The following is a 23726-nucleotide window of genomic DNA, read 5'->3' as shown; positions in this document are numbered from 1 at the left end:
TACGAGTGCCCAGGCTCGGATTGTATCCTGATATAAACACACTCAAGTTTTATAACACAACAAAGCGCGTAAAAAGCTACCTGGACGAGAGCTGGACGACAGGGTTTACGCTACTAGTAAACCTTGCTGCTGGTGCTGGTATATGGAAGCAACGTACCACCAAAACAAAGCCCACAGGCTGCTCCGACTGTTGGAGCTGCTCGAGCAGAAAGCCTGGCGGCCCCACGAACTGCGCCGGGAGCTGGGTCTGGGCGAGCGGGCCATTTTCGACTACCTGCTCGAGGCCCAGGCCCTGGCCGAGCGGCTGGGGCTCGAGTTCCGGCACGACCGGCTGCGGGGCCTCTACTGGGTCGAGGTGCGGGAGCGGCTGAGCCTTACCGAGACGGTGGTGGCCCATGCGGCCTTGCGCATGCTGGCCCATCACGCGCCCGGCAGCAACAAAGCCTACCAGGAGTCGCTGCGCAAGCTGGCAAGAAGCCTGCCGGAGCCCCTGCGCAGCATCGCCCTGCGCAGCACCGAGGCCCTGAACCAGCGCCCCCCCAGCCTGAGCGGGGCCAACCTCGAGACCCTCACCCAGGGCTGGCTCAACCAGCAGGTGGTGGCCTTTGAGTACCGCCTTCCCCAGGCGCGGGTCATCCGGGTCGAACTCGAGACCTACTTCATCGAGGTGTCCAGGGCCAATATGGCAGTTTATGTGATCGGCAAAGACCGCCTGTATGGCCGGGGTTTGCACTACCTCGAGAACCTCAAAACCTACAAGCTCGAGCGCATCCAGCGCCCGCGCCTGCTGGACGAAACCTACACCATTCCCGACGACTTCGACCCCAGCCAGTACCTTTCCAGCGCCTGGGGCATCGTGCGCAGCGAGCCGCCCATGCGGGTGCGGCTGCGCTTCAACCCGGAGGCCAGCGAGCGCATCCGGGAGGGGGGTTACCCCAACCTGCAGATCCTTGAGCAGCTCGAGGGTGGTAGCACTCTCGTTCAAATTACCGTTGGCACCGATACCGAAGGATTCCCCCTCGAGCTGCTACCCTGGATTCAGAGCTGGGGGCCCAGGGTGGAGGTGCTGGAGCCGGAAAGCCTGCGGCAGGCCTGGCTGGCCGAGGCGCGGGCGGTGCTCGAGCAGTACGGGCAGCCCGGCCTGGCTTTCAGAACCTACTGGGCCCACACCCACCCCAACCCCGCCCGCTGGCAGCCCCTGCGGGAACACCTGCACCAGGTGGCCGAGCGGGCGGCGGCCAAGGCCCGGCCCTTTGGCGAGGAAGAAAACGCGCGGCTGGCGGGCCGCCTGCACGACCTGGGCAAGTACGGCGACCTTTTCCAGCGCCGACTCGAGGGCAGGGAAAAAGGCCTCGACCACTGGTCGGCGGGGGCCCACCTGGCCTTGTTCGAGTACCGCCAGCCCGCGGTGGCCCTGGCCGTACAGGGCCACCACATCGGGCTGCAAAGCGGGGCCAGGGAAAGCCTGATGGAGATGAAGCTACGCGAGGACGGAAAGGGTGTTCCGCCCGAACTGCGGCTGAGCGAGACCGACCTCGAGGTGCTCAAAGCCCGCCTGCAGAAGGATGGCCTCGAGCTGCCCCCGCCCAGCCAGACCCGCATCTCCCCCCCGGCGGGGGCAGCTGCCATGCTGGATACCCGCATGCTCTTCTCGGCCCTGGTGGACGCCGATTTTCTGGACACCGAGGCCCACATCAAAGGCCCTGAAGCCCGTCCTGCACCCCCGGAGTTGCGGGCCAGGGAGGCCCTCGAGCGCCTCGAGGCCCACCTGGCCCAGCTTAGCCAGGCAGGCCACATCCCCCAGAAAACGCTCGAACTGCGCAGGGTTGTGGCCGAGGCCGCGGCGAGCGCGGCAGAGCAGGCCGCCTCGGTCTTCACCCTCACCGCCCCCACCGGCCTGGGCAAGACCCTGGCCATGCTGCGCTTCGCCCTGCGGCGGGCCGCGCGCGACCCCCGCATACGCCGGATTGTGGTGGTGCTGCCCTATCTTTCCATCCTCGACCAGACCGCCAAAGTCTACCGCGAGCTGTTCGCCGACTTCGGGCCCCATTACATCCTGGAAGACCACAGCCTGGCCTACCGGCCCCTCTCCAGAGAACTCTCCGACGAGCAGGACTTGCAGGAGCGCGAACGCCGCCTCTTGAGCGAAAACTGGGAGGCCCCCATCGTCCTCACCACCCACGTGCAGCTTCTGGAAAGCCTGCACGCCAACCGCCCTGGGGCCTGCCGCAAGCTGCACAACCTGGCGGGTAGCGTGCTGCTTTTCGACGAGGTGCAGACCCTGCCCACCCACCTGGCCGTGCCCACCCTCAAAACCCTGGCCCGCCTAGCCAGCCAAAAGTACGGCGCGGTGGTGGTGTTCGCCACCGCCACCCAGCCCGCCTTCGACACCCTGCACGAGCAGATCCAGCGCGGCGAGCCCCAGGGCTGGCAGCCGGTGGAGATGGTGCCGGAGCCCGAGCGGCTTTTTGCCCAGAGCCGGCGGGTAGAACTCGAGTGGTGGTTGAAAAACCCCATCCCCTGGCCCCATCTGGCTACCCTGCTGGAGGCCGAGCCGCAGGTGCTGGCGGTGCTCAACCTCAAGCGCCAGGCCTACGCGCTGTTCCAGGAGTCCCAGGCGCGCAACCTCGAGGGGCTCTACCACCTGTCCACCGCCCTGTGCCCGGCCCACCGGCGAAGGGTGCTCGAGGAGGTACAGCGCCGCTTAGAGCAGGGCCAGCCCTGCCGCTTGGTAGCTACCCAGGTGGTGGAGGCCGGGGTGGAGCTGGACTTCCCGGCGGGCTACCGCGCTTTGGGGCCGCTCGAGGCCATCGCCCAGACCGCTGGGCGCATCAACCGGCACGGCCTGCGCCCGCAAGGCCGGCTGGTGGTCTTCCTGCCCCAGGAGGAAGCCTACCCCGACCGGGCCTATGGCCGGGCCGCCGCCCTGACCCGCGCCTTGCAGGCCGAGGGGCCGCTCACCCTCGAGCCCACCACCTTCCGCCGTTACTACCAGAGCCTCTACGCGCTCCAGCAGGTGAGCGACCCTGCGATCGAGGCCTTGATTCAGACCCAGAACTACACCGAGCTGGCCCGGCGCTACCGGATCATCGAGTCGGTGGCGGTAAACGTGGTGGTGCCCTATAACGACGAAGCCCTGGCCCTGATGCAGGAGGCCCGCGACCACGGCATTTCCGCAGCCTGGATTCACCGGGCCCGGCCCTACACCGTGCCCTACTTCCTGCCCAAAGATGGCCCCCCGCCCTTCCTGGAGACGGTCTTCCTGCGCTATGGGCGGGGCGAGGCTCCGGACTGGTTTCTCTCTGCCGACCCCGCGCTCTACGACGCCCGCCTGGGCTTCACCCCCCAGGATGGGGCCTCGGTGGGGCTGGTGGTCTGAAAGGAGGTTGGATGCGAAGTTTTCAGTTGGAAGTCTGGGGTGAGCTGGCCTGTTTTACCCGGCCCGAGTTCAAGGTGGAGCGCTTTAGCTACCCCATCATCACCCCCAGTGCGGCGCGGGGTATCTTCGATGCCATTTACCTCGACTTCGACCCCCAGCATAAAACGCCCCTGATGTACTGGCAGGTGCGCCGCATCGAGGTGCTGAGCCCGGTGCGCTACATCAGCCTGATGCGCAACGAGGTCAAGGAGAAGGCCAGCGTGCGCAACATCCAGGCCTGGATGAAAGACCCCGGCAGCTTTGAGCCCCTGTACGCCGACGCCACCAAGGATGATACCGGCCAGGACACCAAGGGCCGCACCCAGCGCCAGACCATGGCCCTTAAAAACGTGCGCTACCGCCTGACCGCCCAGGCCGTGCTCTACCGCGAAGACCCCGCTTTGCGGCAAAAAATCGAGCAGAGTTTTCAAAGGCGGGCCCGGGCCGGCCAGTGCATCTACCAGCCCTACCTGGGCTGCCGCGAGTTTACCGGCTATTTCCGGCTGGTCGAGGATGAAGGGGCCGCCCCGGTACCCTACAACGAAAAAATCGGCTGGATGCTCTACGACGTCTTCGACCTCTCGCACCCAGGTCGCCCGCTGCGCACCGACCGCGGCGAGAAACCGAGCATCAGCCTGTTCGAGGCCGAGGTGGTGCAGGGGGTGCTCGAGGTGCCCCCCTACGAAAGCCCACAGGTTCGCAAAGGGGGTGGATGATGCTTTCGCAGTTGGTCTCGTACACCCAGCAGAAAGGGTTGCTGGCCGAGCCGGGCTTTACCACCAAAGAAATCCGCTGGCTGGTGGGGGTAAGCCCGCAGGGGGCCTTCACCGAGCTGATTCCGCTGGAAAACCAGGCCAAAACCGCGCCCGACCTTTCCCAGCCCGATATGATGAGCCTTCCCGGCTACCTGCGGGGCCAGGGACACCCGGTGGAGCAGGCCGCCCACTTTCTGGCCGATACCTGCGCGGTGGTGTTTGGCCTGGCCGAGCGGGACGCTAACGGCCAGGTTAAGAGGCCCGATGAGCACGCCAAGAACCTGCAAAAACAGGCCACCTTCCGCCTGCTGATTCAGCTTGCCGCCAACGACGTACCGCTTCTAAAGCCCATTGCCCAGGCCCTGTCCGACCCAGCGCAGATGCAGCTAATTTTGCAGAAGCTCGAGGCCCAGACCCAGAAAAAAGGGGCCGAAAAGCTCAAACCCACCGACAAAGTCTCCTTTTGGCTTCAGGGCCAGTGCGTGCTGGACTTTCCCGACTGGCGTGACTGGTGGCGGCGCTTCAGGGCCCAGGCTTTTCCCAAGCCAGACGCGGAGGGGCGCATGCCCTCGTTTGCCAGCGGTGCGCTGGTAACCCCGGCCTCCACCCACCCCAAGGTGACCAGGCTGGGCGGGAGCGCCTTCGGGCACGCCCTGGTCACCTACGACAAGGAGGCTTTCGAGTCCTATGGTCTCTCGCAGGGGGAGAACGCCGCGGTGGAGGAGCAGGCCGCCAATGCCTACCGGGCCGGGCTGGATGCTTTGCTGGAGAAAGCCGAGACCCTGGGCGAGATGAAGGTGGTGGTCTGGTACGATCGGGAAATTCCAAAAGAAGACGACTTCTTCAAAGACCTCTTCGCGCCTGTAACAGACGAGGCCCAGGAGCTACAGGCCCTCGAGCGCGCCCACCAGGTTTTGCAGGCCCTCCGAACTGGCCAGGCCCCGCCCGAACTCCGCAGCGCCCGCTTTTTTGCTGCCGCCATGAGCCCAGCCTCGGGCCGGGTGATGTTGCGCGACTGGCAGATGGGGCAGCTCGAGGACTTTGTCGCCGCAGTGGAGGCCTGGTTCACCGACCTCGCCATCGTGCGGCGCGACGGCCAGGGGCCGGCCAGCCTGCCGGGCCTCAACCGGCTCTTCCTCAGCCTCCAGCGGCCCAAGACCCCCGAGCAAAACTTCGACGACTACCTCAAACCCATCAAACAGCTCCAAACCCCCCTCTGGCGGGCCGCCCTCAACCCCCGCCTGCCCATCCCCTACGCAGCGGTCGCCAAAATCATGGAGACCCACACCGCCGAGGTGATGACCGGGGCTTTTACTGAAGCCTTGAAGGCTCAGAAACCCGACGCCGCTGCCCTGGGGCGCATCTACGCCCGCATGGGGCTTCTGAAGGCCTACCACAACCGCAAAGGAGGTTACCGGATGAGCGCAGAACTCGACCTAAGCCACCCCAGCCCGGCCTACCACTGTGGCCGTTTGATGTGCCTCCTGGCCCAGATTCAGGAGGCCGCCAGCGAGTCCGAGATCAACGCCGGGGTGATCCAGCGCTACTACGGGGCTGCCTCCAGCACCCCCTCGCTGGTGCTGGGTCGGCTGACCCGGCTCTCGCAGCACCACCTGGCCAAGATGGCTAAAGACGCACCGGGCCTGGCCTACTGGTTCAACACCCAGCTCGCCGAGGTCTGGAAAGCCCTGGGCAAAAACCTGCCGCGCACCCTGAGCCTGGAAGAGCAGAGCCTGTTTGCCCTGGGCTACTACCAGCAGATGGCCGCCAGCCGCAAGAAGGAAACCCCCCAAACCCAAGCCCCTTCAGCACCCTAGCGGTGCACTCAGGCAAAAGATCGAGTGGGTATTGAAACCCAGGAATAAGGAGGCCCTAGATGTCCCAGCCCATCCAAAACCGCTACGAGTTCCTGCTGTTTTTTGACGTTAAGGACGGCAACCCCAACGGCGACCCCGACAGTGGCAACGCCCCGCGCATCGACCCCGAGGACGGCCACGGTCTGGTGAGCGACGTGGCCCTGAAGCGGCGCGTTCGCAACTATGCCCAGATCGCTGGGGCCAGCATCTTCGTGCAGCACAGCACCAACCTGAACCGCCCCATCTTCGAGGCCCACGTAAAAAGCCAGGGTGGCTTTACCGGAAGCAAGACCAAAGACAAAGTAGAGGCCGCGCGGCGCTGGATGTGTGAGCAGTTCTTCGACGTGCGCACCTTTGGCGCGGTGATGAGCACCGGGGCCAACGCCGGGCAGGTGCGAGGGCCGGTGCAGATCACCTTCGCCCGGAGCCTCGACCCCATCTTTCCGGCGGAGTTCAGCATTACCCGTGGGGCGGTGGCCGAGGATGTTAAAAACGCCAAAACCCTGGAAGACTATCTGCGCTGGGAGGCCGAGCAGCCCGAGGACAAGCTGCGCACCATGGGGCGCAAAAGCCAGGTGTCCTACGGGCTATATATGGCTAAAGGTTTCATCAGCGCGCACCTGGCCGAGCAAACCGGCTTCAGCGAGGCCGACCTCAAGCTGCTGGTGGAAGCCCTGATGAACATGTTCGAGCACGACCGCAGCGCCAGCAAGGGCCATATGGCCACCCGCCGCCTGTACCTGTTCAAACATGTGGGCAACGGCGACCCCAATAACGCCGAGCAGAACCGGCGCCAGGCCCGGCTGGGCTGTGCGCCTGCACACCGGCTGCTCGAGCTGGGGCAGGTGGTCTCGGTGGAGCGGCTGGACGAGGGCAGGCCCCCGCGCAGCTTTACCGATTACCGGATTACCGCCGACCCCGCCCAACTGCCCAAAGGGGTGCGGATGCTCGAGCTTTCCGAGTGGGACGAGGCCAGGTTTGATGCCTGGATGGGAGTCTAGCCATGCCCAGGACGGTTCCGATTCCACCCCCACAGCTCAAAGCGCCGGCCCTGGAAACCTGGACGCTTAGGCTGCGCACCATCACCCCCCTGTTCGGCAGCAGCGCCACACCGCGTCAGGTAGACCCTGAGCACCCGGTGCGGGCAGCCAGCGTGCGCGGCCACCTGCGTTTCTGGTGGCGGGCTACGGCAGGGGCGCAGTATGCCACCCCAGGGGAGCTGTTCAAAGCTGAAGAGGCGATCTGGGGCAGCGCCCAGCGGTATGGGAAGGTGGCGCTGCGTGTGCTCGAGCAGAAAACGGGGGATGCCGTCAAGCCTTCGGATCTGGTTGGGGACAAGGGCACCGCCAGAACCGGGCCGATGGAGCGCTTCTTTCTGCACCCTTTTAATCCGAATAGAAGCGAGGGCCTCGAGGAGGCCAGCGGGCTCCGGTGGGTGGAGTTTACCCTCGAGCTCACCCCCAACCTGCCCGACCCCGAAAAGGAGCACCTGCGCCGTGCCCTCCGGGCCTGGATTGCGTTTGGTGGCATAGGTGCTCGCACCAGGCGGGGGGTGGGGGCGCTCGAGGCTGTAAACGACCTGCAAAACTGGCTACCGGCCAACCCCGAGCAGCTCAGGGCCTGGTTCGCCCAGCAGCCTGCAGAGAACCCCCCGCACACCACGCTTGCCGGTGCGGTAATTTGTCTGGGTCAGCCCCGCAAACCCAGCAACACCGACCCCTACAAGGGCCATGCGGCCTGGCGTGAGCTGGGCCAATTCTGGACGCGTTTGCGCAAAGGGCACTTCGTAAAAGACCCCCAGACGGACAAAACCATGGCGTACACGCCCATGGCCGGGGGCAAGTGGCACGACCATAAAACCCTACTGGCCCTGAGGCCCAGCCAGACGCAGATCGCCCTGGTAAAGCCGTACCTGGGCCTGCCCATCGTCTACCAGCGCCTGGGGAATAGCTTTAGCGGTACCCTCGAGGCCCAGCACGCCCAGGGTAAGCGCATGGCCTCGCCCATCATCCTGAAACCCATTGCCTTTGCCGATGGCAGTGTGCGGCCCGCGGTGGTGTTGCTCAAGGCCCCACCGCCCGAGCGCATCAAAATTGGCGGCCAGGAGCTTGCACTTTATATCCCCGACGCCGACCCCGTGCTGGAGGCGCTCGAGGCCGACAATCCCCTCGAGGCCGTTCGCAAAGCGGCCCATATGCAGGGTTTTACCCAGGAGGTGCCCCTGTGACCCACCTGCTCTCTATCTCCATCGGCCCCGTACAGGACTTCATCGCCGCGGCCCGGCGCACCGCCGACCTCTACGCCGGTTCGCAGATTTTGCAGGAACTAAGCCGGGTGGTGGCCCGGTATCTGGCCGAGCAAAACGCCGGGCTCATCTTCCCATCTGACCAGGAAGCCGATGGGGCCAACAAAATTCTGGCCGAGGTGACCGACGACCCTCAGCAGTTGGCCGAGGGGGCCCGCAAAGCCGCTCAGGAAAAGCTAAAGCAGCTTTGGCAGGAAGCCATGGACGGCCTCCCGGAGCGATACCGGAAGCAAATTGACCAGGGCAGGGCGCAGCTTCAGCTTGAAAGCTTCCTCGAGTTCTACGCGGCCTGGGTTCCGCTGGAAAACAACTACCCCCAGGCCCGGCAGAGCGTGGAGCGTCTGCTGGCCGGACGCAAGGCCCTGCGCGAGTTTGCCCCCACCCAGCAAAACGACGAGGGTATACCCAAATCGCCCCTCGACCCCTCCCGCGCAGCGGTGATTGATCCCCGCATGTGGGGTGAGGCCACCCTTCGTCTGCCCGACGGCGCCCACCGCCCCCTGCGCATCAAGCCCACCGAGCACCTCGACGCCATCTCGCTGCTCAAGCGCTGCTATGGCGTGAGCATGTACCAGACAGTGGTGGACACCCGCACCATGGCCCGCCGGGCCCAAAACCCCAAAGTCCAGCCCGAAGACCGCTGGGGCGAGGACGACGACCACATCACAGAACCCCAGCCCTACTTCGCCATCCTGGTGGCCGACGGCGACCGCATGGGCGAGCTGATTAGCCGGCAAGATAACCCCGAAGCCCACCGCGCACTTTCCAAAACACTCGACGACTTCGCCCACGAAGCCCAGAGGATTGTTGGGAAGCACCACGGCTTTATGGTCTACTCCGGCGGCGACGATGTGCTGGCCTTTTTGCCGGTGAACCGGGCCATTGCCTGCGGGCAAGAACTCTCCGAGAGCTTCCGTCACCGGGTGCGCGGCACCCTCTCGGCAGGGATAGCGGTGGTGCACTACCGTCAGCCGCTCTCCCAATCGCTGCAAAACGCTCGAGACGCCGAAAAAGCGGCCAAGGATGGGGGGCGTAACGCCCTGGCGGTGGCCCTGCACACTCGAGGTGGAGCACCCATTACCGTGGTGCGCCCCTGGGACAGGCTGCGCTGGCGTGAGCTACTGCAGTCGTTCGAGCAGGGCGATCTCACCCAGGGCCTGGCCTACGAGCTGCTCGAGCTGGCCCGGGAGTGGCAGGACGATATGAACGTGGCCTACCTGCAAGCCGAGGCCGAGCGCATCCTGGGGCGTAAGGAGCGCAAGGGCCTGAAGCTGCCCCTGTTCGAATCCCGCCAGGATTTGCTCGATTACGCCAAAGAGCTGGTTGTTGCTCGTTTTCTAAGCGGTGTAAAAACCGAAAACCAAACGGAGGTTGGCCGTGCCTGAACGTGTTCTGGAAATTCAAGCCCTCACCCCCCAGTTTTGGCGCGATGGAAGGCCCTTCAGTGCCGCCGATGGAACCGAGACGGCCGCGCAAAGCCTGCCCCTGCCCTTACCCAGCACGGTGGCCGGTTTTGTGCGCGCCCAGGTCGGTTTTGCCCAGAAGGCCAATTGGAGCGATTACCAGTATCTACAAAACCTTCATGGTTTGCCCATTTATGGCCCTTTGCTGGCCTGTGGTGAGGAAATTATCCTGCCTGCCCCGCGCGATGCCCTTGTCTACCGAAAAGACCACCAGGATAGGGTCATGCGCCTGCAACCCTTCCAGCCCGTGGGTGGGTGCAACCTGCCGGAAGGTCTGATGCCGCTGCGGGTGAGCGAGGATGTCAAACCCCAGCCCGGCTATACCCTCTGGCGGCAGGGCGATATGAAACGCTGGCTGCTAGGGGAAACTGTGCTGCCCGAGCGGGTGGCGGGCCCGCCCGCCGAACAGCGCATCCATGTGGCGATGGATCCATCCAAGGGCAAGGCCCAGGAAGGTCAGCTCTTTAGCGTGAGCTACCGCGCCCTCGAGCAGGTGCAGAATGGGCGGTACATCCCCTATACCCTGCGGGCCCGGGCCTCCCTCCCTGAGGGGCACACCCCCCAGCTACTGGGGTTCCTGGGCGGCGAGTCGCGACCGGTGGCGCTGCGGGTGCGCGAGGAGCTTTCGCGCTACTGGTGGGACTGCCCCGAAAGTATCCAGAAAGCCTTTGCCGGGCTTGCCAAGGGCCAGCTAATCCGCATGGTTTTAGCCACGCCGGCCCTGTTCGAAGACGGCTGGAAGCCCGGGTGGTTGAAAAAGCCGGGTGAACAGCACCTGCCCCGGGGGCTGGCCAAGGTCAGGCTGCGGCTGGTGGCCGCAGCGGTGGGGCGGCGGGAGCCGGTCTCGGGCTGGAGCCTGCGCAACAACCGACCCAAGCCGGTGCGCTGGATGGTGCCCGCGGGCAGCGTCTACTTCTTCGAGCTGCTGGAGGGCGATCCCAGCGCGGTGCTGGAAAGCTGGTTGCGCCCGGTCTCGGACAACGAGCAAGACCGCAAGGACGGTTTTGGCCTTGCCCTGTGGGGGGTGGGAAGTTATGCAGACTAAGGCGTTTTTCTTACAGGCCCTGACCCCGGTGCATCCCGGTACCGGGCAGGTTTCGGGCTCGGTGATTGACCTGCCGGTGGCCCGCGAAGCAGCCACAGGCTTTCCGCTGATTCCCGCCAGCAGCCTCAAGGGGGTGCTGCGCGATGGGCGCGCGGATGAGGCGGCCAATAAGATCTTTGGTTCGTTGGAGCAGATGGGCGAGCTTACCCTCACCGATGCCCGTCTGCTGCTGCTGCCGGTGCGTTCTTATGCTGGAACCTTCGCGCTCATCACCTGCCCGCTGGTGCTCCAGCGCTGGCAGCGCGATGCCGAAGCCCTGGCCGGGAGCGCCATCCAGTACAACAACCAGGTGATTCTGGAAGACATCGACCTGAAGGTAAAAGGCTCCTCTGAAGCGCTGGCTAAGGCCATCAGCGGGCTGTTGTTTGGAAAAGAGGAGCCAGACCTGATGGAGCGCCTGGCCCTGGTGAGCAACGATGTGTTTAGCTACTTTTGCCAGACCGGCCTCGAGGTCATCGCACGGGTGCGCCTCGAGAGCGCAAGTAAAACCGTCGCCAGCGGGGCTTTGTGGTATGAGGAGGCCATCCCCGCCGAGGCCGTTTTCTCGAGCTTTGCCCTCGCCAAAGACGCAGCACACTTCGCCGAGCTGCACCGGCGCCCCTACCTGCAGATAGGGGGCGAGGCCAGCGTGGGGCGTGGCTTGCTGCGGGTGCTGGGGGGTGTGTAGCCATGCCCCAAACCCGCAACCAGAAGGATATGAAGCGGGCCCTGGAGCTGGTGAGCAGCCTGGAGCAGGCCGACCCCGAGCTCAAGCGAATCTACGGCGGCCTGTGCCACAGCTTCCCGGTGATGGTGCTGCAAAGCGGGCTTTGCCAGGCGGTGGCCTTTAGCGCCGACAAGGCCAGCGGCGAAGGCCCGCGGGCCCGGGCCCACCAGAAGCTGCTCGAGCACCTCGGGGCCATCCTCGAGGTAGAGGGCGACCTGCTGGCGCATTTGCATCAGGCCCCCACCACGGTCTACATGCACCACACCCGGCGGGTGCTGGAGGCCTGGGTCTACTTCAAGCGCTTTGCCAAAAGCGTCCTGAAGGTCGAGACAGGAGGCGACGATGAGGGCCGCTAGGCTTCTGCTCGAGCCCCCCAATCATGCCGGGCTGGCGCTGTACAGATACCTCAAGGAGCACGATGCCAGCAAGCAGGCGGCTCGAGCGCTGCTGGACGCAATTGCTGCCAGGCCCATTGCAGAGGTTTACAAAAGCGCCTTTGAGCGCTGGAAAGCGGCCCTGAGCGGCGCGGTTTTCCTCGAGGCCACCACCCGCACCCCCCTGGCTATCGGCCTGGGCAACGCCAGCCCGATTGAAAACGGCCTGAGCATTCACCACACCTACGGCACGCCCTACCTTCCGGGCAGCGCCCTCAAGGGCCTGATGGCTCGGGCCGCGCGGCACTACGGCCTGGACGAGCACCAGCAAGAGATTCTGCTCGGCACAACCCAGAAGGCCGCGCACCTGGTCTACTGGGACGGCTGGCTAGACCCCAGCAGCCGTCAGCCCTTCCAGAAAGACGTCATCACCGTGCACCACCCAGACTACTACAGCGGCGGCCAGCGCTGGCCCACCGACTTCGACGACCCCAACCCGGTGGGTTTTCTGAGCGTGAAGCCGGGAACCAAGTTTTGCCTGGCGCTCTCGAGTTCCTCGGACAACGCCACGGACTGGCTGTACACCGCAGCGGAAATCTTGCGATGGGGGCTGGAGCACCTGGGCCTGGGGGGCAAGACCAACGCGGGCTATGGGTATTTCGAGGTCAAGCTGCCCCCCAAGCCCAAAAGCCAGGCCGAGCTGGGCGAGGAACTGTACCAGGGTTACAAAGCCCGAATCGAAAAAATCAAGCCCAACAACGAGCGCGGCGAGCTGAATTTCTTCCTCCAGGAGCTGCGCGATCAGCCCGCCCCTTTGCGCAAGCCCACCCTCGAGGCCATCCGTAAGCACCTGCAAGAGTGGAGGGTGTGGAACCCCAGCAAAAACCCCCAGCACGCCGAAATAGAGCAGTTATTGGGAGAGCATACGTGAGCACCGTCATCCTCACCACCGTAGGCACCAGCCTGCTTACGAACGCTAAGAAAGCTATCAAGGATAATCCTACTGATCAGGACATTCTGAACTACCTGCAGGCGGATCCCAAAAAGGCCTGTGCTGAGACCAACTCCCTTTCGCGCATTTTGCAGGCTGGAGACGAGATCATCTTGTTGTATAGTGCCACCGAGGAAGGCCGTAAGGCAGCGCATTTGCTGCAGCAATATTTCCTGCAAGCCAACGTACCCTGTGGATTGGTTGAGATAGGGGGCCTGGCTTACGAGGCAAAGGGCTTTGTGGACTTTGGCCTGAAAAACTTCGTTCGCACCCTGGCCGGAGAGATTCGCAAAGCAGCCAAAAGACAAAGGGAGGTTATCATCAACGCCACAGGAGGCTTCAAGGCTGAAATCTCCTACGCCACAGTTCTGGGGTTGGCCTTCAAGGTTCCAGTCTGCTACATTCACGAACAGTTCAAGGAAATTGCCATCCTCCCACCTACACCCATCGGCTGGGATAGCAGCCTTTTTGTCTGGTACGCCGATTTTTTCGATTGGCTGAGTGCGGGAGAAGCTGGGCTGCGGCCTAAAGTGGAGGCAGAGTCCAGAGCCGCTTTGCTCCCCGAAGAGGCCCAGGTGCTTCTCGAGGAGTTTGAGTTTGAGGGACAGGTATACCTTGGCCTGTCGCCACTGGGCGAAGCTTACCTGGAAGCCTTCAAGAATGAGCTCGAGCAAGCCCAGGGTGTGCCCATCTACCTTTACAGACTGGTCCGGCGAGAACTTGAAAAGTTTGAACCCGCCACCCAGGAGCGCTACCACAAGCTACTACAGCGTCTGCGCTTACCCAACCGCGCAGCCCTCAGCGAATTCAAAAGCGGCAGAGGCGATGCCCTGGGCTATCCCAAAGGCCAGGTGGACGAGCGGCTTTTTTATGTCGAGAAAGACGGCAAGCTTTATGTGTTTGCCCTGACCCGCCACGGCCCCGAGTACGACAAGATGTGTCGGGAAGGCTTTTACTGGAGTAACTATTCCGAAGACGACTTTGAACCCTGGGAAGGCTAGGCAACCCGGCAGGTCAGCGTGTTTGAGGGGGATTTTATGGATGAACTGGATGATATATTCCCAGAAATAGTTCCAGCGCCCTCCCAGCCCCAGGAGCCCCTACCCCTAAGCGCCCTGGCCCAGTACACCTACTGCCCCCGCCGGGCGGCCCTGATTCTGCTCGAGGGCGAGTGGGAGGACAACGAGTTCACCCTGCGCGGTACGCGCGCCCACGAGAACGTAGACATTCCGCAGGGCTTGCTGCGCGAGGGGGTCTGGGTGGAACGGGCTCTGCCCTTGTGGTCGGAGCGGCTGGGGCTTACGGGCCGGGCCGATGTGGTGGAGTTTGTGGAGGGCGTGCCCTACCCGGTGGAGTACAAGGTAAGCAAGCGCTGGCCCCGCGAGCTGGCCCGCAAAGCCGCCGAGGTGCAGCTATGCGCCCAGGCTCTGTGCCTGGAAGAGATGTTCGGCCAGAGCGTGATGGAGGGGGCGCTGTTCAGCAAATCGAGCCAGCGCCGCCGGGTGGTGCAGTTTACCCCCGAGCTGCGCGCGGCCACCCTCGCCACCATCAGCGCGCTGCGCAAGCTGTTGCAGCAGGAGCGCCTGCCCCCTCCGGCTGCCGACGAACGCTGCAAACACTGTTCTCTCTTGGGGGTATGTATGCCCGAGGTGCCGCAAGCGCTAAGGGCTTGGCGAAACCAACAATGGTCATGAACAGCGAGGTATTGAACACCCTTTACATACAAACCCAGGGCGTGTATTTGCGCCTCGAGGGCGACACCCTGCGCATTGAGCACGAAGACGTAACCCTACGCAACGTACCCCTGCACCACCTAGGAGGGCTGGCACTGTTTGGCAACGTGCTGGTTTCGCCTTACCTGCTGCACCGCTGCGCCCAGGACGGCCTCGAGGTCACCTGGTTCAGCGAGTCGGGCCGCTTCCAGGGGCGGCTCGCGGGCCCGGTTTCGGGCAATGTGCTGCTGCGGCAGGCCCAGTACCGCGCGCTGGACAACCCATCGAGCAGCCTCTACCTGGCCCAGCGCTTTGTAGAGGGCAAGCTCAAAAACGCCCGCCTGGTGTTGCAGCGGGCGGTGCGGGAGCGCGGCGAAACCGAGGCCCTGGCCCTGGCCCTCTACGAGCACGAAGCCGCGCTGCGCCAGCTTCCGCAAGCCCGCTCGTTGGACGAGGTGCGGGGCCTCGAGGGCGGCGCGGCCAGCGCCTACTTTGCGGCCTTTGGCGACCTTTTGCTCTCGGGCGAGTTCCGCTTCGATGGCCGCAACAAACGCCCCCCGCGCGACCCGGTGAATGCCCTGCTCAGCTTTGTGTATGCCCTGCTCACCACCCAGTGCACCGCGGCGCTCGAGGGGGTGGGGCTCGACCCCCAGGCCGGTTTCTTGCACGCCCTTCGCCCTGGACGCCATGCGCTGGCACTCGATCTGCTGGAAGAGTTCCGGGCCTGGTGGGCCGACCGGCTGGCCCTGTCGCTTCTGAATCGCAAGCAGCTAGCCCCCGAGCACTTTGAAGTACGTCCCGGTGGGGCCGTTTTGCTGAACGAGGAGGGCCGAAAGGCAGTAATTGTGGCCTTCCAGACGCGCCGCCTGGAGACCGTACAGCATCCGCTATTCAAAGAGCCTGTACCGGTGGGGTTGCTACCGCACATCCAGGCCCGCTTGCTGGCCCGCTATTTGCGGGGCGACCTTCCGCAGTACCTACCTTTTGTGGGGCGATAGGCATGGAACGGCTAGACATTCTGGTGACCTACGACGTAAACGTGACCTCCGCAGACGGTCAGGCGCGCCTGGCCCGTGTTGCCAAGATTTGCAAAAACTTCGGTCAGCGGGTGCAGATGTCGGTCTTCGAGTGCCGCGTCTCGCGGGCCCAGCTAGAAGACATGGAGGCCAAGCTGCTCAAAGTGATCGACCCGGACAAAGACAGCCTGCGCATCTACACCCTGCCCGGTGGTCGCGAGCGTTGTTTGCGCGTGCACGGTCAGGACAGGTACACTGATTTTGACGATCCACTGGTGGTCTAAGCCACCCTGGCACTTGCTTTGCGCGAACCCCAAGCAAGTGCCAAAACCCAGGGGGGTTCGCGCAAGCCGAGAAACTGGCTAGGGGACATTGAAAACCCGCTTTCCCTCCACCTTCCCCCACCCTGCGTCGGAAGCTTTTTTGGGGGGGTTCGCGCAAACGGCCTCTTGAACCCCGTCCTGCACGCACGCTAGAATGAGGCTGTTGCACTCGGGCGATAGCTCGAGTGAGGATTGAAACAAACAAACTGCAATGTCCTGGATATCCCCTGCAACGTTGCACTCGGGCGATAGCTCGAGTGAGGATTGAAACGAGGCAGCAGTAGCTCAATATGCAGACACTCTCTGTTGCACTCGGGCGATAGCTCGAGTGAGGATTGAAACTATACACTATATACATACCATTTACTTCTGCCGGCAATGTTGCACTCGGGCGATAGCTCGAGTGAGGATTGAAACCTACTCTGGCACTAGCGCTGGGCCCAAAAGGCCCCGTTGCACTCGGGCGATAGCTCGAGTGAGGATTGAAACCAGCCAGCCGTTCACCGCTAACATCAATGTGCCCGCGCGTTGCACTCGGGCGATAGCTCGAGTGAGGATTGAAACCTGCTGAGCAGCAGAGCGACAATTTTGAGCGCCAGTTGCACTCGGGCGATAGCTCGAGTGAGGATTGAAACTATGCGTATAGCCCGCTGCTCGTAGAGCCTCTATGTTGCACTCGGGCGATAGCTCGAGTGAGGATTGAAACGATCGCCCGGGCAGTTTCCATGGCCTCGCCCGTGTGTTGCACTCGGGCGATAGCTCGAGTGAGGATTGAAACCAACGTTACCTCACGCATTACGGGAAACAACGCGCATGTTGCACTCGGGCGATAGCTCGAGTGAGGATTGAAACACAAAGGCGAGCGCGTCCGTCCTCCGCAAGCCCCGTTGCACTCGGGCGATAGCTCGAGTGAGGATTGAAACGCCGGCGTTGCGGCTCCCGAGGTAGCCGAGGAATTCGTTGCACTCGGGCGATAGCTCGAGTGAGGATTGAAACCTTGGTATCATCATAAAGATGCACCTATTATAAGGTTGCACTCGGGCGATAGCTCGAGTGAGGATTGAAACGGGTTTCCACCAGTCTGAGTTGCCACAGCGCCGCCTCGTTGCACTCGGGCGAAGCTTAAGCCAAAAACGCTTGTGAGCTAGGGAGGGGAACTCACAAGCGTCTTTAGAAGCACCCACTATAAGTGGGATGCATTATTTATGTCTGAATTGAACGTCTTTGGGTAGGTGAAGAAAGTCCTATATAAGTGGTTCAACTATCAAAGAATAACCGCAACAACAAAGGTAATAGCCAAAGTACCCACAAAAGCTGCGGCCAGGGTAATCCAAATTTTTCCACTTTCGCGCAGGTTCATACTCGACTGCACAGCCAGGTAGGCAAAATACACGTCAACAACCAGAGATGCGATCATCAGTAAGGGAATTAATAGGATGCCGATTAGAGTGACGATTAGAACTAGGTTTAGCACCGCAGTCAAAACGCTGATGGGCACCCAAAATAGCGCAAAAGTATAGGCCACATTGTCTAGTGTTCCGGTTCCTCCCTGGGACTTACCGACATAGTGCACCAGATAGGTAAACACCAGAAACCCAATAATGGTAACGATAATTCCACTCAGAAAACCTCCAAAACCTCCCCCCCAATTCAGCAGCCCTACGATGATGCCAGCGGTCAACACATAGATAACAGCTTCTCGAAGGGTTCCCTTGTTTTCAAATTGTTCAAAGGTTGCAACGCTGGGCTTACTAATAACCTGGATGCTCTGGTTGAACATATTTGTCAAGGTATCGGTAATGGATGGCGCGGTGTTCATGGTATCCCCCCTTAGGCTTACAGCTTCCACTGTAGTGTACTACGAAATTTCAAATGCTCGTCATTTCCCTCTCATCTCGTTGCCCAATAGGATTAGAGCCATGCGTCTATTTATTGCCCTCCTGTTATCTTTGAGTCTGGCCTGGGCTCAGAGTACCCACCCGCAAACAGGCTCGGCTGGCATCTACGCGATTGCTCGCATCGTAGCCCTGGATCAAGAGCGCGCAACGGTACGTATAGGCAATCAAGTAGTACAAGCCGAGATGCCCACAGACGGCATCGACTTTCGCATTGGGCAGTTGGTGGTGGTCTACCAGGCTGACGGAAAAACCTATCTTACAGAGCCTTATCGTCTGCATTACCTGTGGGCTTTGCTTGGATTGTTTGTGCTTGTCACCATTGCATTGGGGCGCGGCAAAGGCTTGCGAGGTCTGCTGGGCACGGCAGCCAGCATGGGCGTTTTGGCTTACGTGGTGGTGCCTCAAATTGCCGCAGGCAGCAACCCGCTACTGGTTACCTTTCTGGGAGCATTCGGCATTTTGGCGCTTTCCATCTACTTTGTGCACGGCATCAACCGCAAAACCTCCGCAGCGCTGATCGGTACCACCATGGCTGCGCTGGTCGCCCTGGTGCTTGCCACGCTGCTGACCGAATGGATGCAGTTCACAGGCCTCACTTCAGAGGAGGCTTTTTTGGCTCGATTCCAGCTTGGGGGGAATCTGGATTTAATCTCGTTATACCTGGCGGGGGTGGTGGTGGGCGCTTTGGGTGCCCTCAACGATGTAACGGTCACACAGGCCGCCGTTGTGCAGGCCCTGGTGCAGGCCAACCCGCGTTATAGCGTGCGGGAGCTTTACTCGAGGGGCATGGCGGTGGGTTTTGATCACATTGGCAGCCTGGTCAACACCCTGGTGCTGGCCTATGCGGCTGGTAGCCTTCCGCTGCTGCTGCTGATCGGTCAGAGTGATGTTCCTCTGGCTATACTCTTCAACAACGAGACCTTCGCCGCGGAAATCGTAACTATGCTGGTGGGTTCGCTGGCCCTGGTGCTTGCTGTTCCCCTCACCACCCTGGTGGCGGCATGGCTGCTACGAGGGCGCAAACTCGACTACATCGAGCGCAGGTGGCCTGGGGCCTAGTGTTGCACACCCCCCTCACCGTGAACATGGCCGTGCTCGAGCTCCTCGGGTGTTGCGGGCCGCACGCTATGAATAATCAGGCGGTACTCCAGGGCCTTCCCTGCCAGGGGTGGGTTGGCATCGAGTGTAACCTGCTCCCCGTCAATGTGCACCACGCGGTACAGCAGCCACCGACCATCGGGGCTTTCTCCGCCATAGCCAGCGCCCAACCGCGGAGGCTCGGGTAAATCGGCAGCCGGCACAATCGTGCGCAGGTCTGGGTTGTAAGGCTCCGGAGGCAGGAAAATCTGATAGCTTCCTGGCATCTTGCCCAAAAGATTGGCCTCGAGGCCCGGGGGTAACTCGGGTGCGTGGCCCATCAGGATGGTTGTGGGCTGACCTTCGGTGCCCTCGAGCTTGCGCCCATCCACCCACAGTTGGTACTCCAGTTTCACAACACTTGTATTGTCTACCTGCATTGTCCGCCTCCTAGCATTCAGGGTTTCTTTTGAAAAAAGGCCTCTGGGGCTATCGTATCCTGTGGCAAAGCGCTAAAATCCCGTTAGATGCGGTGTATTTTTGCTCTGATTATAGGTTTGGTCTCTTTGGGTTTGGCCCAACCTCGAGTGGGCAGTGAAAACGGCCTCACAAGGCTGGTATTCAGCCTCCCCAATACAGCGAAATTTAGCCTGAGTCGCCAGGGGAACGAGCTCTCCATCCGCTTCCAGGGCACCCCATCCCGCAGCCTGCGGGCCTTGCTTAACACGCCCCAGGTGGTGGGCTACCGAGCCACCCCCAACCCAGGTGGCACGGTTTATGTGGTGACCCTCAAGCCCGGTACAAATCATCGAACCATGGAGCTGGCCGATCCCCGGCGTTTGGTGCTGGAGGTGCGCAGCAACACCGGCGTGCAACCCCGCCCCAGGGCCGGCCCGCCCACCCCAGTGGTGGTGCTCGACCCCGGCCACGGGGGCGTTGACCCTGGGGCCATAGGGTTCGTGCGCGAAGAAGAGGTGGTGCTCGATGTGGCCCTCCGCACCAAGCGGCTGCTCGAGGCCCGGGGCATCCGGGTTCTTCTCACCCGCAGCACAGACCAACACCTGTCGGCCGACAAGGTCGCCGACCTGGGGCTGCGGGCTGCCATGGCCGACAGCAAGCGCACCCTGTTCGTCTCCATTCACGCCAACGCATCCGGGCGGGCCGCCCAGGGCATCGAAGTGTACTACTTTGGCGAGACCATCGACCAGCGGCTTCTGTCCAAGGCCATCCTGGAAAACGGTGGGGGCTCCCTCGGGCAGCGTCTGACCCAGGAAGCCCGCAGTGTGGCCCAGCGGCTCATGCGCGACCTGCTGGCCCAGGCCAACCTCAAGTTTTCCGAACAGCTCGCCCTCAAAACCCTGCAGGCCATGGTGCGCGAGACCGGTGCGGTAAGCCGCGGGGTGCAGACCGCCCCCTTCTACGTAATTCGCAATGCCCGCATCCCCGCCATCCTGGTGGAAATCGGCTTTGTCAATCACCCCACCGAGGGCAAAAGGCTGGCCACCAGTACCTATCGGGACCAGTTGGCTAGGGGTTTGGCAGGAGGCATCGTGGCATTTTTGAACAACGGGAACGCCCAGCGCTAAACAGGGTAGAACGGCCATCCGCGCTTACCTCCCATCATCCGGCAGCAACCAGCGCTCCCAAGCAGCCCGATCGCCCCGCAGCATAGAGGGCAGGTTCCCTAGCAGCATCTTCCGATAGGCAGGGCCTGCGTAGAGCCAAACCCAGGTCTCGTAGCCCACCACAAAAGAGCGCAGCACCTCGAGGCCCCAGACCCGATCCACCGGTCGAGCCTGTTCGGGCAGAAGCGGCATGGACTGGTCATCCTCGAGCAGAAAAAAGCCTTCGACCGGCCGCTTATAGACCAGCACCCCTGGGCGATACCCAGCCAGGCCGTGCTCGAGTGGAGCCCTACCGGCCCCTTGCGGTAGAGGCTCGAGCCTTGGCCGCTGGCATTGGGGTATCTCCTAAAACCAAAGGCCTCGAGGTAGCCCGCCAGCACATCCTGGCCCCATAGCCAGAACTGCACATTGAGGGGATTGGGCCGCATACCTTTACTTGAAGGCCGTGCAAATAGCCTGACCGTTGGCCTGTATCAGCTCGAGGTAGGAGTCAACCGCACGGTCGAAGGCATCGGAGTAGATGCGCACGATGCGGGCCCCGGTGGCCTCGGCCAAAGAGCGCGCCTGGCTTTGTGAAAACTGAGGCTCGACAAATATCACCCGCACACCTTCTCTTTTCATTACCTGGGCCAGCCGGGCCAGGCTGGCTGGGCCCCGTTCCTGACCGACAAAGTCGGCGATGCTGCCCAGGCTTTCGAGGCGGTAGTAGCGGTTAAAGTAGCTGAGCGATTCGTGCTGCGAAACCAGCTTGCGCCGGGCCTGAGGTATGGCCGCCAGGCAGCGCTGTACCTCGGCGTCGACCTGGCGAATCCGCTGAATATAGCGGGCCGCATTCTGGGTATAGATGGCCCGCCCGGCAGGATCCAGGGCTATCAGGGCATCGCGTATCTTTTCTACGTACCTTAGCCCATAGGTGGGGTCGAGCCAGAGGTGGGGGTCGTAAGCACCGTGGTCATGGGCATGCTCGGCTTCCTGGTGGGGCCCATTTTCGGCCACCTCGATCAGGTTCGGCATCCCTTCGGCCAGCTTAACCACGCGGGCACCGGCCGGAAGCTGGGCCTCGAGCTTCTCTAAAAACGGCTCGAGGAAAAGGCCGTTGGCAAACAAAACCCTGGAACCGGCAATGGCCCGCACCACCGAGGGGCGTGGCTCAAAGCTGTGGGGATCGCTGCCATCGGGCACCACCTGCACAACCGAGACCCGGCTGCCCCCCACATTCCGCACCATGTCGGCCAAAAAACCTGTGGTCGCCGAGATTGAAAGGGTGTTAGCCTGGGCGATGCCAAGGCCCAGAACCAGCACAACCCCTGTCCAAACCATACTTCGCATGCATAACCTCCTCGCGTCTTCAGGTGGGCAGCCTTCTACCCCTCCCAAGCGAAAGACGGCGTTTTCTTTACCATCCGCTTTTCAGGGTATTTCCAGCATTTCACAAAGATAGTCCCAAGTTAAACCGCAGGCCGGCTTTATGAAGCCTCTGCTGCACCGCATTCATAATGATAACCCATTATCATTATGTCAAGAGGCCCATCTGCTATGCTGAAGAGTATGGAGCGCTCCACACGCCAGCGGCAGGCCATCCGTCAGGTGATGCAAGAGCTCAACCGACCGCTCTCCCCCTCCGAGGTGCTCGAGGCCGCCCGGCACAAGGTGCCCGGCCTGGGCATCGCAACCGTCTATCGCACCCTGAAGGGTTTGGTCGAAGAGGGCAGCGCGATCCCGGTTGAACTCCCCGGTGAGGCCCCGCGCTACGAGCTATCTGGCAAAAAACACCACCATCACTTCCATTGCACACGCTGTGGCAAGGTCTTCGAGCTCGAGGGCTGTCCAGGGGACTTCTCGTTTATGGCGCCCCAGGGCTTCAAAACCGAGCGCCACGAAATTGTGCTATATGGCCGGTGCACCCAGTGCCTTGATCCCCACCCCTAGCCCGCGGCTACAAGGCTTTGAGCAGGGCCTCGAGCGTCTCAGCTTTTATCTCGCCGATGTGGCGGTTCACCAGCACGCCCTCGGCGTTGTAAAACAGGGTCACTGGCAAGCCCTGAATGCGCAAGGGATCGCTGAGTGTGGCTTCGGGGTCCAGCAGCACGTTGGGGATTTGCAGCTTGAGTTCCCGCTGGAAAGCCTTTACGGCCTCCGGGCCATCGCTGATGTTCAGAAAAATAAACTGGATCCCCGGGTGGGCGCGTGCGGCCTCCACCAGGAGCGGCATCTCGCGCCGGCAAGGGCCGCACCAGGTGGCCCAGGCGTTGAGCACGATGGGCTTGCCTTTAAAGTCGGACAGTTGGACGGCCGGGCCGTCCAGCCGCTGCAGGGTTGCGGAGGGTAAAGCCTCCGGCGCAGCAGTTGGTTTAGGCTGAAGCAACCACCACCCTACCAGTCCGATCAGGGGCAGAACAAACCAGATCCAGCGACGCATCCACAACAGCATACGAAATCCTGCCGGCATCCTACGAATCACAGCCCACATTGGGTGTGATCCCCGGTCTCAGCCAGGGTTTCGCGCCCAGAGCCAGTACAAGCCCAGGCCCAGCAGCAGGCACAAAAAGGCCCGGAGCACAAAACCTGGCCGGTTTCTCGGCTTATAGGCAGGGGTTTGGAAAGCCCGGCGGATGGCCCGGGCCTCGGCCTCATCAAACAGTGGCTTCCTCGAGGGCCGGTTTTTGGGCTGGCGCCAGGCTTCCATTGGCGAAGGGGGCAGGGGGTGGCTAGCTGTTTCGTGCTGTGCAAGGGTCTCGGCCAACTGCTGGAGCTCGAGGCTCTGCGGAAATAGCTGCGACGCGTGGTTCAGCGCCTCCTGGGCCTTGTGGTAGTCCTGCGCTTGCAGCAAAGCACGAATGTACACCACAAGCAGCTCGAGGTTATCCGGGGCCTCGTGCAAACCTTCCTCGGCGCACTTGGCCGCCCGTCTGGCCTCCCCCAGCAGCAAAAAAGCCTCGGCCCGCACCCGCCAGTAATCCGGCCAGCCCAGATCTGCCCAGGAAACTTTATCGAGCACTCGCAGGGCCTGCGCAGCTTCTCCCCTTTCCAGGTGCTTGAGCGCCTGTGCAACTCCCTTGACGGCGTCGAGCTGGGCCATTCCCCGAATCATCCCCCCCAAGG

General features: G+C 62.4%; 23 protein-coding genes and 1 CRISPR repeat array. Of the genes, 17 read left to right on the top strand and 6 right to left on the bottom strand.

Translation table 11 applies throughout. From position 1 onward, the window contains the following. Positions 1–142: 142 nt before the first annotated feature. From MRUB_RS07555 to cas2, 14 genes are read left to right on the top strand one after another with little or no spacing between them, the layout of a single operon-like run. Entirely contained in the window at positions 143–3379 is a 3237-nt protein-coding gene (locus MRUB_RS07555; RefSeq protein WP_013013753.1) for a CRISPR-associated endonuclease Cas3'', read from the top strand. 11 nt (positions 3380–3390) lie between these two features. Beyond that, positions 3391–4134 carry a type I-C CRISPR-associated protein Cas5c gene (gene cas5c / locus MRUB_RS07550; RefSeq protein WP_013013752.1) on the top strand — a complete coding sequence of 248 codons (744 nt, stop codon included), beginning with the start codon at positions 3391–3393 and terminating at the stop codon, positions 4132–4134. After that, complete coding sequence (gene cas8c / locus MRUB_RS07545) at positions 4134–5990, top strand: type I-C CRISPR-associated protein Cas8c/Csd1 (protein ID WP_013013751.1); 1857 nt, start codon at positions 4134–4136, stop codon at positions 5988–5990. Before cas5c ends, cas8c begins: the two co-directional genes overlap by 1 nt. A gap of 59 nt (positions 5991–6049) precedes the next feature. Beyond that, the gene (cas7c, locus tag MRUB_RS07540) at positions 6050–7030 is read left to right on the top strand and encodes a type I-C CRISPR-associated protein Cas7/Csd2 (protein WP_013013750.1); all 981 of its coding nucleotides are present in this window, start codon (positions 6050–6052) and stop codon (positions 7028–7030) included. Between the two features lie 2 nt (positions 7031–7032). Then, positions 7033–8256: a type III-B CRISPR module RAMP protein Cmr1 gene (cmr1, locus tag MRUB_RS07535; RefSeq protein ID WP_013013749.1), complete on the top strand. Its 1224-nt coding sequence runs from the start codon at positions 7033–7035 to the stop codon at positions 8254–8256. After that, a complete protein-coding gene (gene cas10 / locus MRUB_RS07530; RefSeq protein ID WP_013013748.1) occupies positions 8253–9719 on the top strand; it encodes a type III-B CRISPR-associated protein Cas10/Cmr2 in 1467 nt (488 codons plus the stop codon). The genes cmr1 and cas10 overlap by 4 nt, the downstream gene beginning before the upstream one ends. After that, a complete protein-coding gene (gene cmr3 / locus MRUB_RS07525; RefSeq protein ID WP_013013747.1) occupies positions 9712–10842 on the top strand; it encodes a type III-B CRISPR module-associated protein Cmr3 in 1131 nt (376 codons plus the stop codon). Before cas10 ends, cmr3 begins: the two co-directional genes overlap by 8 nt. Beyond that, on the top strand, positions 10832–11569 hold the full coding sequence (gene cmr4 / locus MRUB_RS07520; RefSeq protein WP_013013746.1) for a type III-B CRISPR module RAMP protein Cmr4: 738 nt from the start codon (positions 10832–10834) through the stop codon (positions 11567–11569). Before cmr3 ends, cmr4 begins: the two co-directional genes overlap by 11 nt. Before the next feature lie 2 nt (positions 11570–11571). Further along, positions 11572–11964 (top strand): type III-B CRISPR module-associated protein Cmr5, encoded by a 393-nt coding sequence (gene cmr5 / locus MRUB_RS07515; protein ID WP_013013745.1) that lies wholly within the window; start codon positions 11572–11574, stop codon positions 11962–11964. Beyond that, positions 11951–12913 carry a type III-B CRISPR module RAMP protein Cmr6 gene (gene cmr6 / locus MRUB_RS07510; RefSeq protein WP_013013744.1) on the top strand — a complete coding sequence of 321 codons (963 nt, stop codon included), beginning with the start codon at positions 11951–11953 and terminating at the stop codon, positions 12911–12913. Before cmr5 ends, cmr6 begins: the two co-directional genes overlap by 14 nt. Then, positions 12910–13974: a putative CRISPR-associated protein gene (locus MRUB_RS07505; protein ID WP_013013743.1), complete on the top strand. Its 1065-nt coding sequence runs from the start codon at positions 12910–12912 to the stop codon at positions 13972–13974. Before cmr6 ends, MRUB_RS07505 begins: the two co-directional genes overlap by 4 nt. A gap of 36 nt (positions 13975–14010) precedes the next feature. After that, the gene (cas4, locus tag MRUB_RS07500; RefSeq protein WP_013013742.1) at positions 14011–14667 is read left to right on the top strand and encodes a CRISPR-associated protein Cas4; all 657 of its coding nucleotides are present in this window, start codon (positions 14011–14013) and stop codon (positions 14665–14667) included. After that, positions 14664–15683, top strand: a complete 1020-nt coding sequence (gene cas1c, locus MRUB_RS07495) for a type I-C CRISPR-associated endonuclease Cas1c (RefSeq protein ID WP_013013741.1) — start codon at positions 14664–14666, stop codon at positions 15681–15683. The genes cas4 and cas1c overlap by 4 nt, the downstream gene beginning before the upstream one ends. A 2-nt stretch (positions 15684–15685) precedes the next feature. Continuing rightward, positions 15686–15985 (top strand): CRISPR-associated endonuclease Cas2, encoded by a 300-nt coding sequence (gene cas2 / locus MRUB_RS07490; protein WP_013013740.1) that lies wholly within the window; start codon positions 15686–15688, stop codon positions 15983–15985. A gap of 201 nt (positions 15986–16186) precedes the next feature. Further along, positions 16187–17091: direct repeats of the CRISPR family, unit length 37 nt; unit sequence GTTGCACTCGGGCGATAGCTCGAGTGAGGATTGAAAC. 197 nt (positions 17092–17288) lie between these two features. Here the strand turns inward: cas2 and MRUB_RS07485 are convergent. After that, entirely contained in the window at positions 17289–17843 is a 555-nt protein-coding gene (locus MRUB_RS07485) for a YIP1 family protein (RefSeq protein ID WP_013013739.1), read from the bottom strand. 100 nt (positions 17844–17943) lie between these two features. Between MRUB_RS07485 and MRUB_RS07480 the strand changes: the two genes are divergently transcribed. Further along, complete coding sequence (locus MRUB_RS07480) at positions 17944–18981, top strand: YibE/F family protein (RefSeq protein WP_013013738.1); 1038 nt, start codon at positions 17944–17946, stop codon at positions 18979–18981. Here the strand turns inward: MRUB_RS07480 and MRUB_RS07475 are convergent. Beyond that, a complete protein-coding gene (locus MRUB_RS07475; protein ID WP_015586930.1) occupies positions 18978–19415 on the bottom strand; it encodes an FKBP-type peptidyl-prolyl cis-trans isomerase in 438 nt (145 codons plus the stop codon). The two genes, MRUB_RS07480 and MRUB_RS07475, sit on opposite strands and share 4 nt — an antisense overlap. A gap of 111 nt (positions 19416–19526) precedes the next feature. On the opposite strand from MRUB_RS07475, the gene MRUB_RS07470 reads away from it, so the two are divergent. Beyond that, positions 19527–20585, top strand: coding sequence for an N-acetylmuramoyl-L-alanine amidase family protein (locus MRUB_RS07470; protein ID WP_013013736.1), 1059 nt, complete (start codon positions 19527–19529; stop codon positions 20583–20585). Positions 20586–20609: 24 nt separating this feature from the next. On the opposite strand, the gene MRUB_RS07465 is transcribed toward MRUB_RS07470, so the two are convergent. Next, positions 20610–20873: a hypothetical protein gene (locus MRUB_RS07465; RefSeq protein WP_013013735.1), complete on the bottom strand. Its 264-nt coding sequence runs from the start codon at positions 20871–20873 to the stop codon at positions 20610–20612. A gap of 183 nt (positions 20874–21056) precedes the next feature. Then, positions 21057–21953 (bottom strand): metal ABC transporter substrate-binding protein, encoded by an 897-nt coding sequence (locus MRUB_RS07460; RefSeq protein ID WP_013013734.1) that lies wholly within the window; start codon positions 21951–21953, stop codon positions 21057–21059. A 219-nt stretch (positions 21954–22172) separates the two neighbouring features. Here MRUB_RS07460 and MRUB_RS07455 point away from each other — a divergent pair, with 219 nt between their 5' ends. After that, on the top strand, positions 22173–22553 hold the full coding sequence (locus MRUB_RS07455; RefSeq protein ID WP_015586932.1) for a Fur family transcriptional regulator: 381 nt from the start codon (positions 22173–22175) through the stop codon (positions 22551–22553). Positions 22554–22560: 7 nt separating this feature from the next. On the opposite strand, the gene MRUB_RS07450 is transcribed toward MRUB_RS07455, so the two are convergent. Together MRUB_RS07450 and MRUB_RS07445 are read right to left on the bottom strand one after the other, a co-directional pair. Continuing rightward, positions 22561–23043 (bottom strand): TlpA family protein disulfide reductase, encoded by a 483-nt coding sequence (locus tag MRUB_RS07450; protein WP_015586933.1) that lies wholly within the window; start codon positions 23041–23043, stop codon positions 22561–22563. A gap of 69 nt (positions 23044–23112) precedes the next feature. After that, a complete protein-coding gene (locus MRUB_RS07445; protein WP_235438190.1) occupies positions 23113–23715 on the bottom strand; it encodes a tetratricopeptide repeat protein in 603 nt (200 codons plus the stop codon). Between the last annotated feature and the right edge of the window lie 11 nt (positions 23716–23726).

Origin of the sequence: Meiothermus ruber DSM 1279 (assembly GCF_000024425.1) — a bacterium.
Taxonomy (GTDB): Bacteria; Deinococcota; Deinococci; order Deinococcales; family Thermaceae; genus Meiothermus; species Meiothermus ruber.
This window is presented reverse-complemented; position numbering and strand designations above follow the sequence as displayed.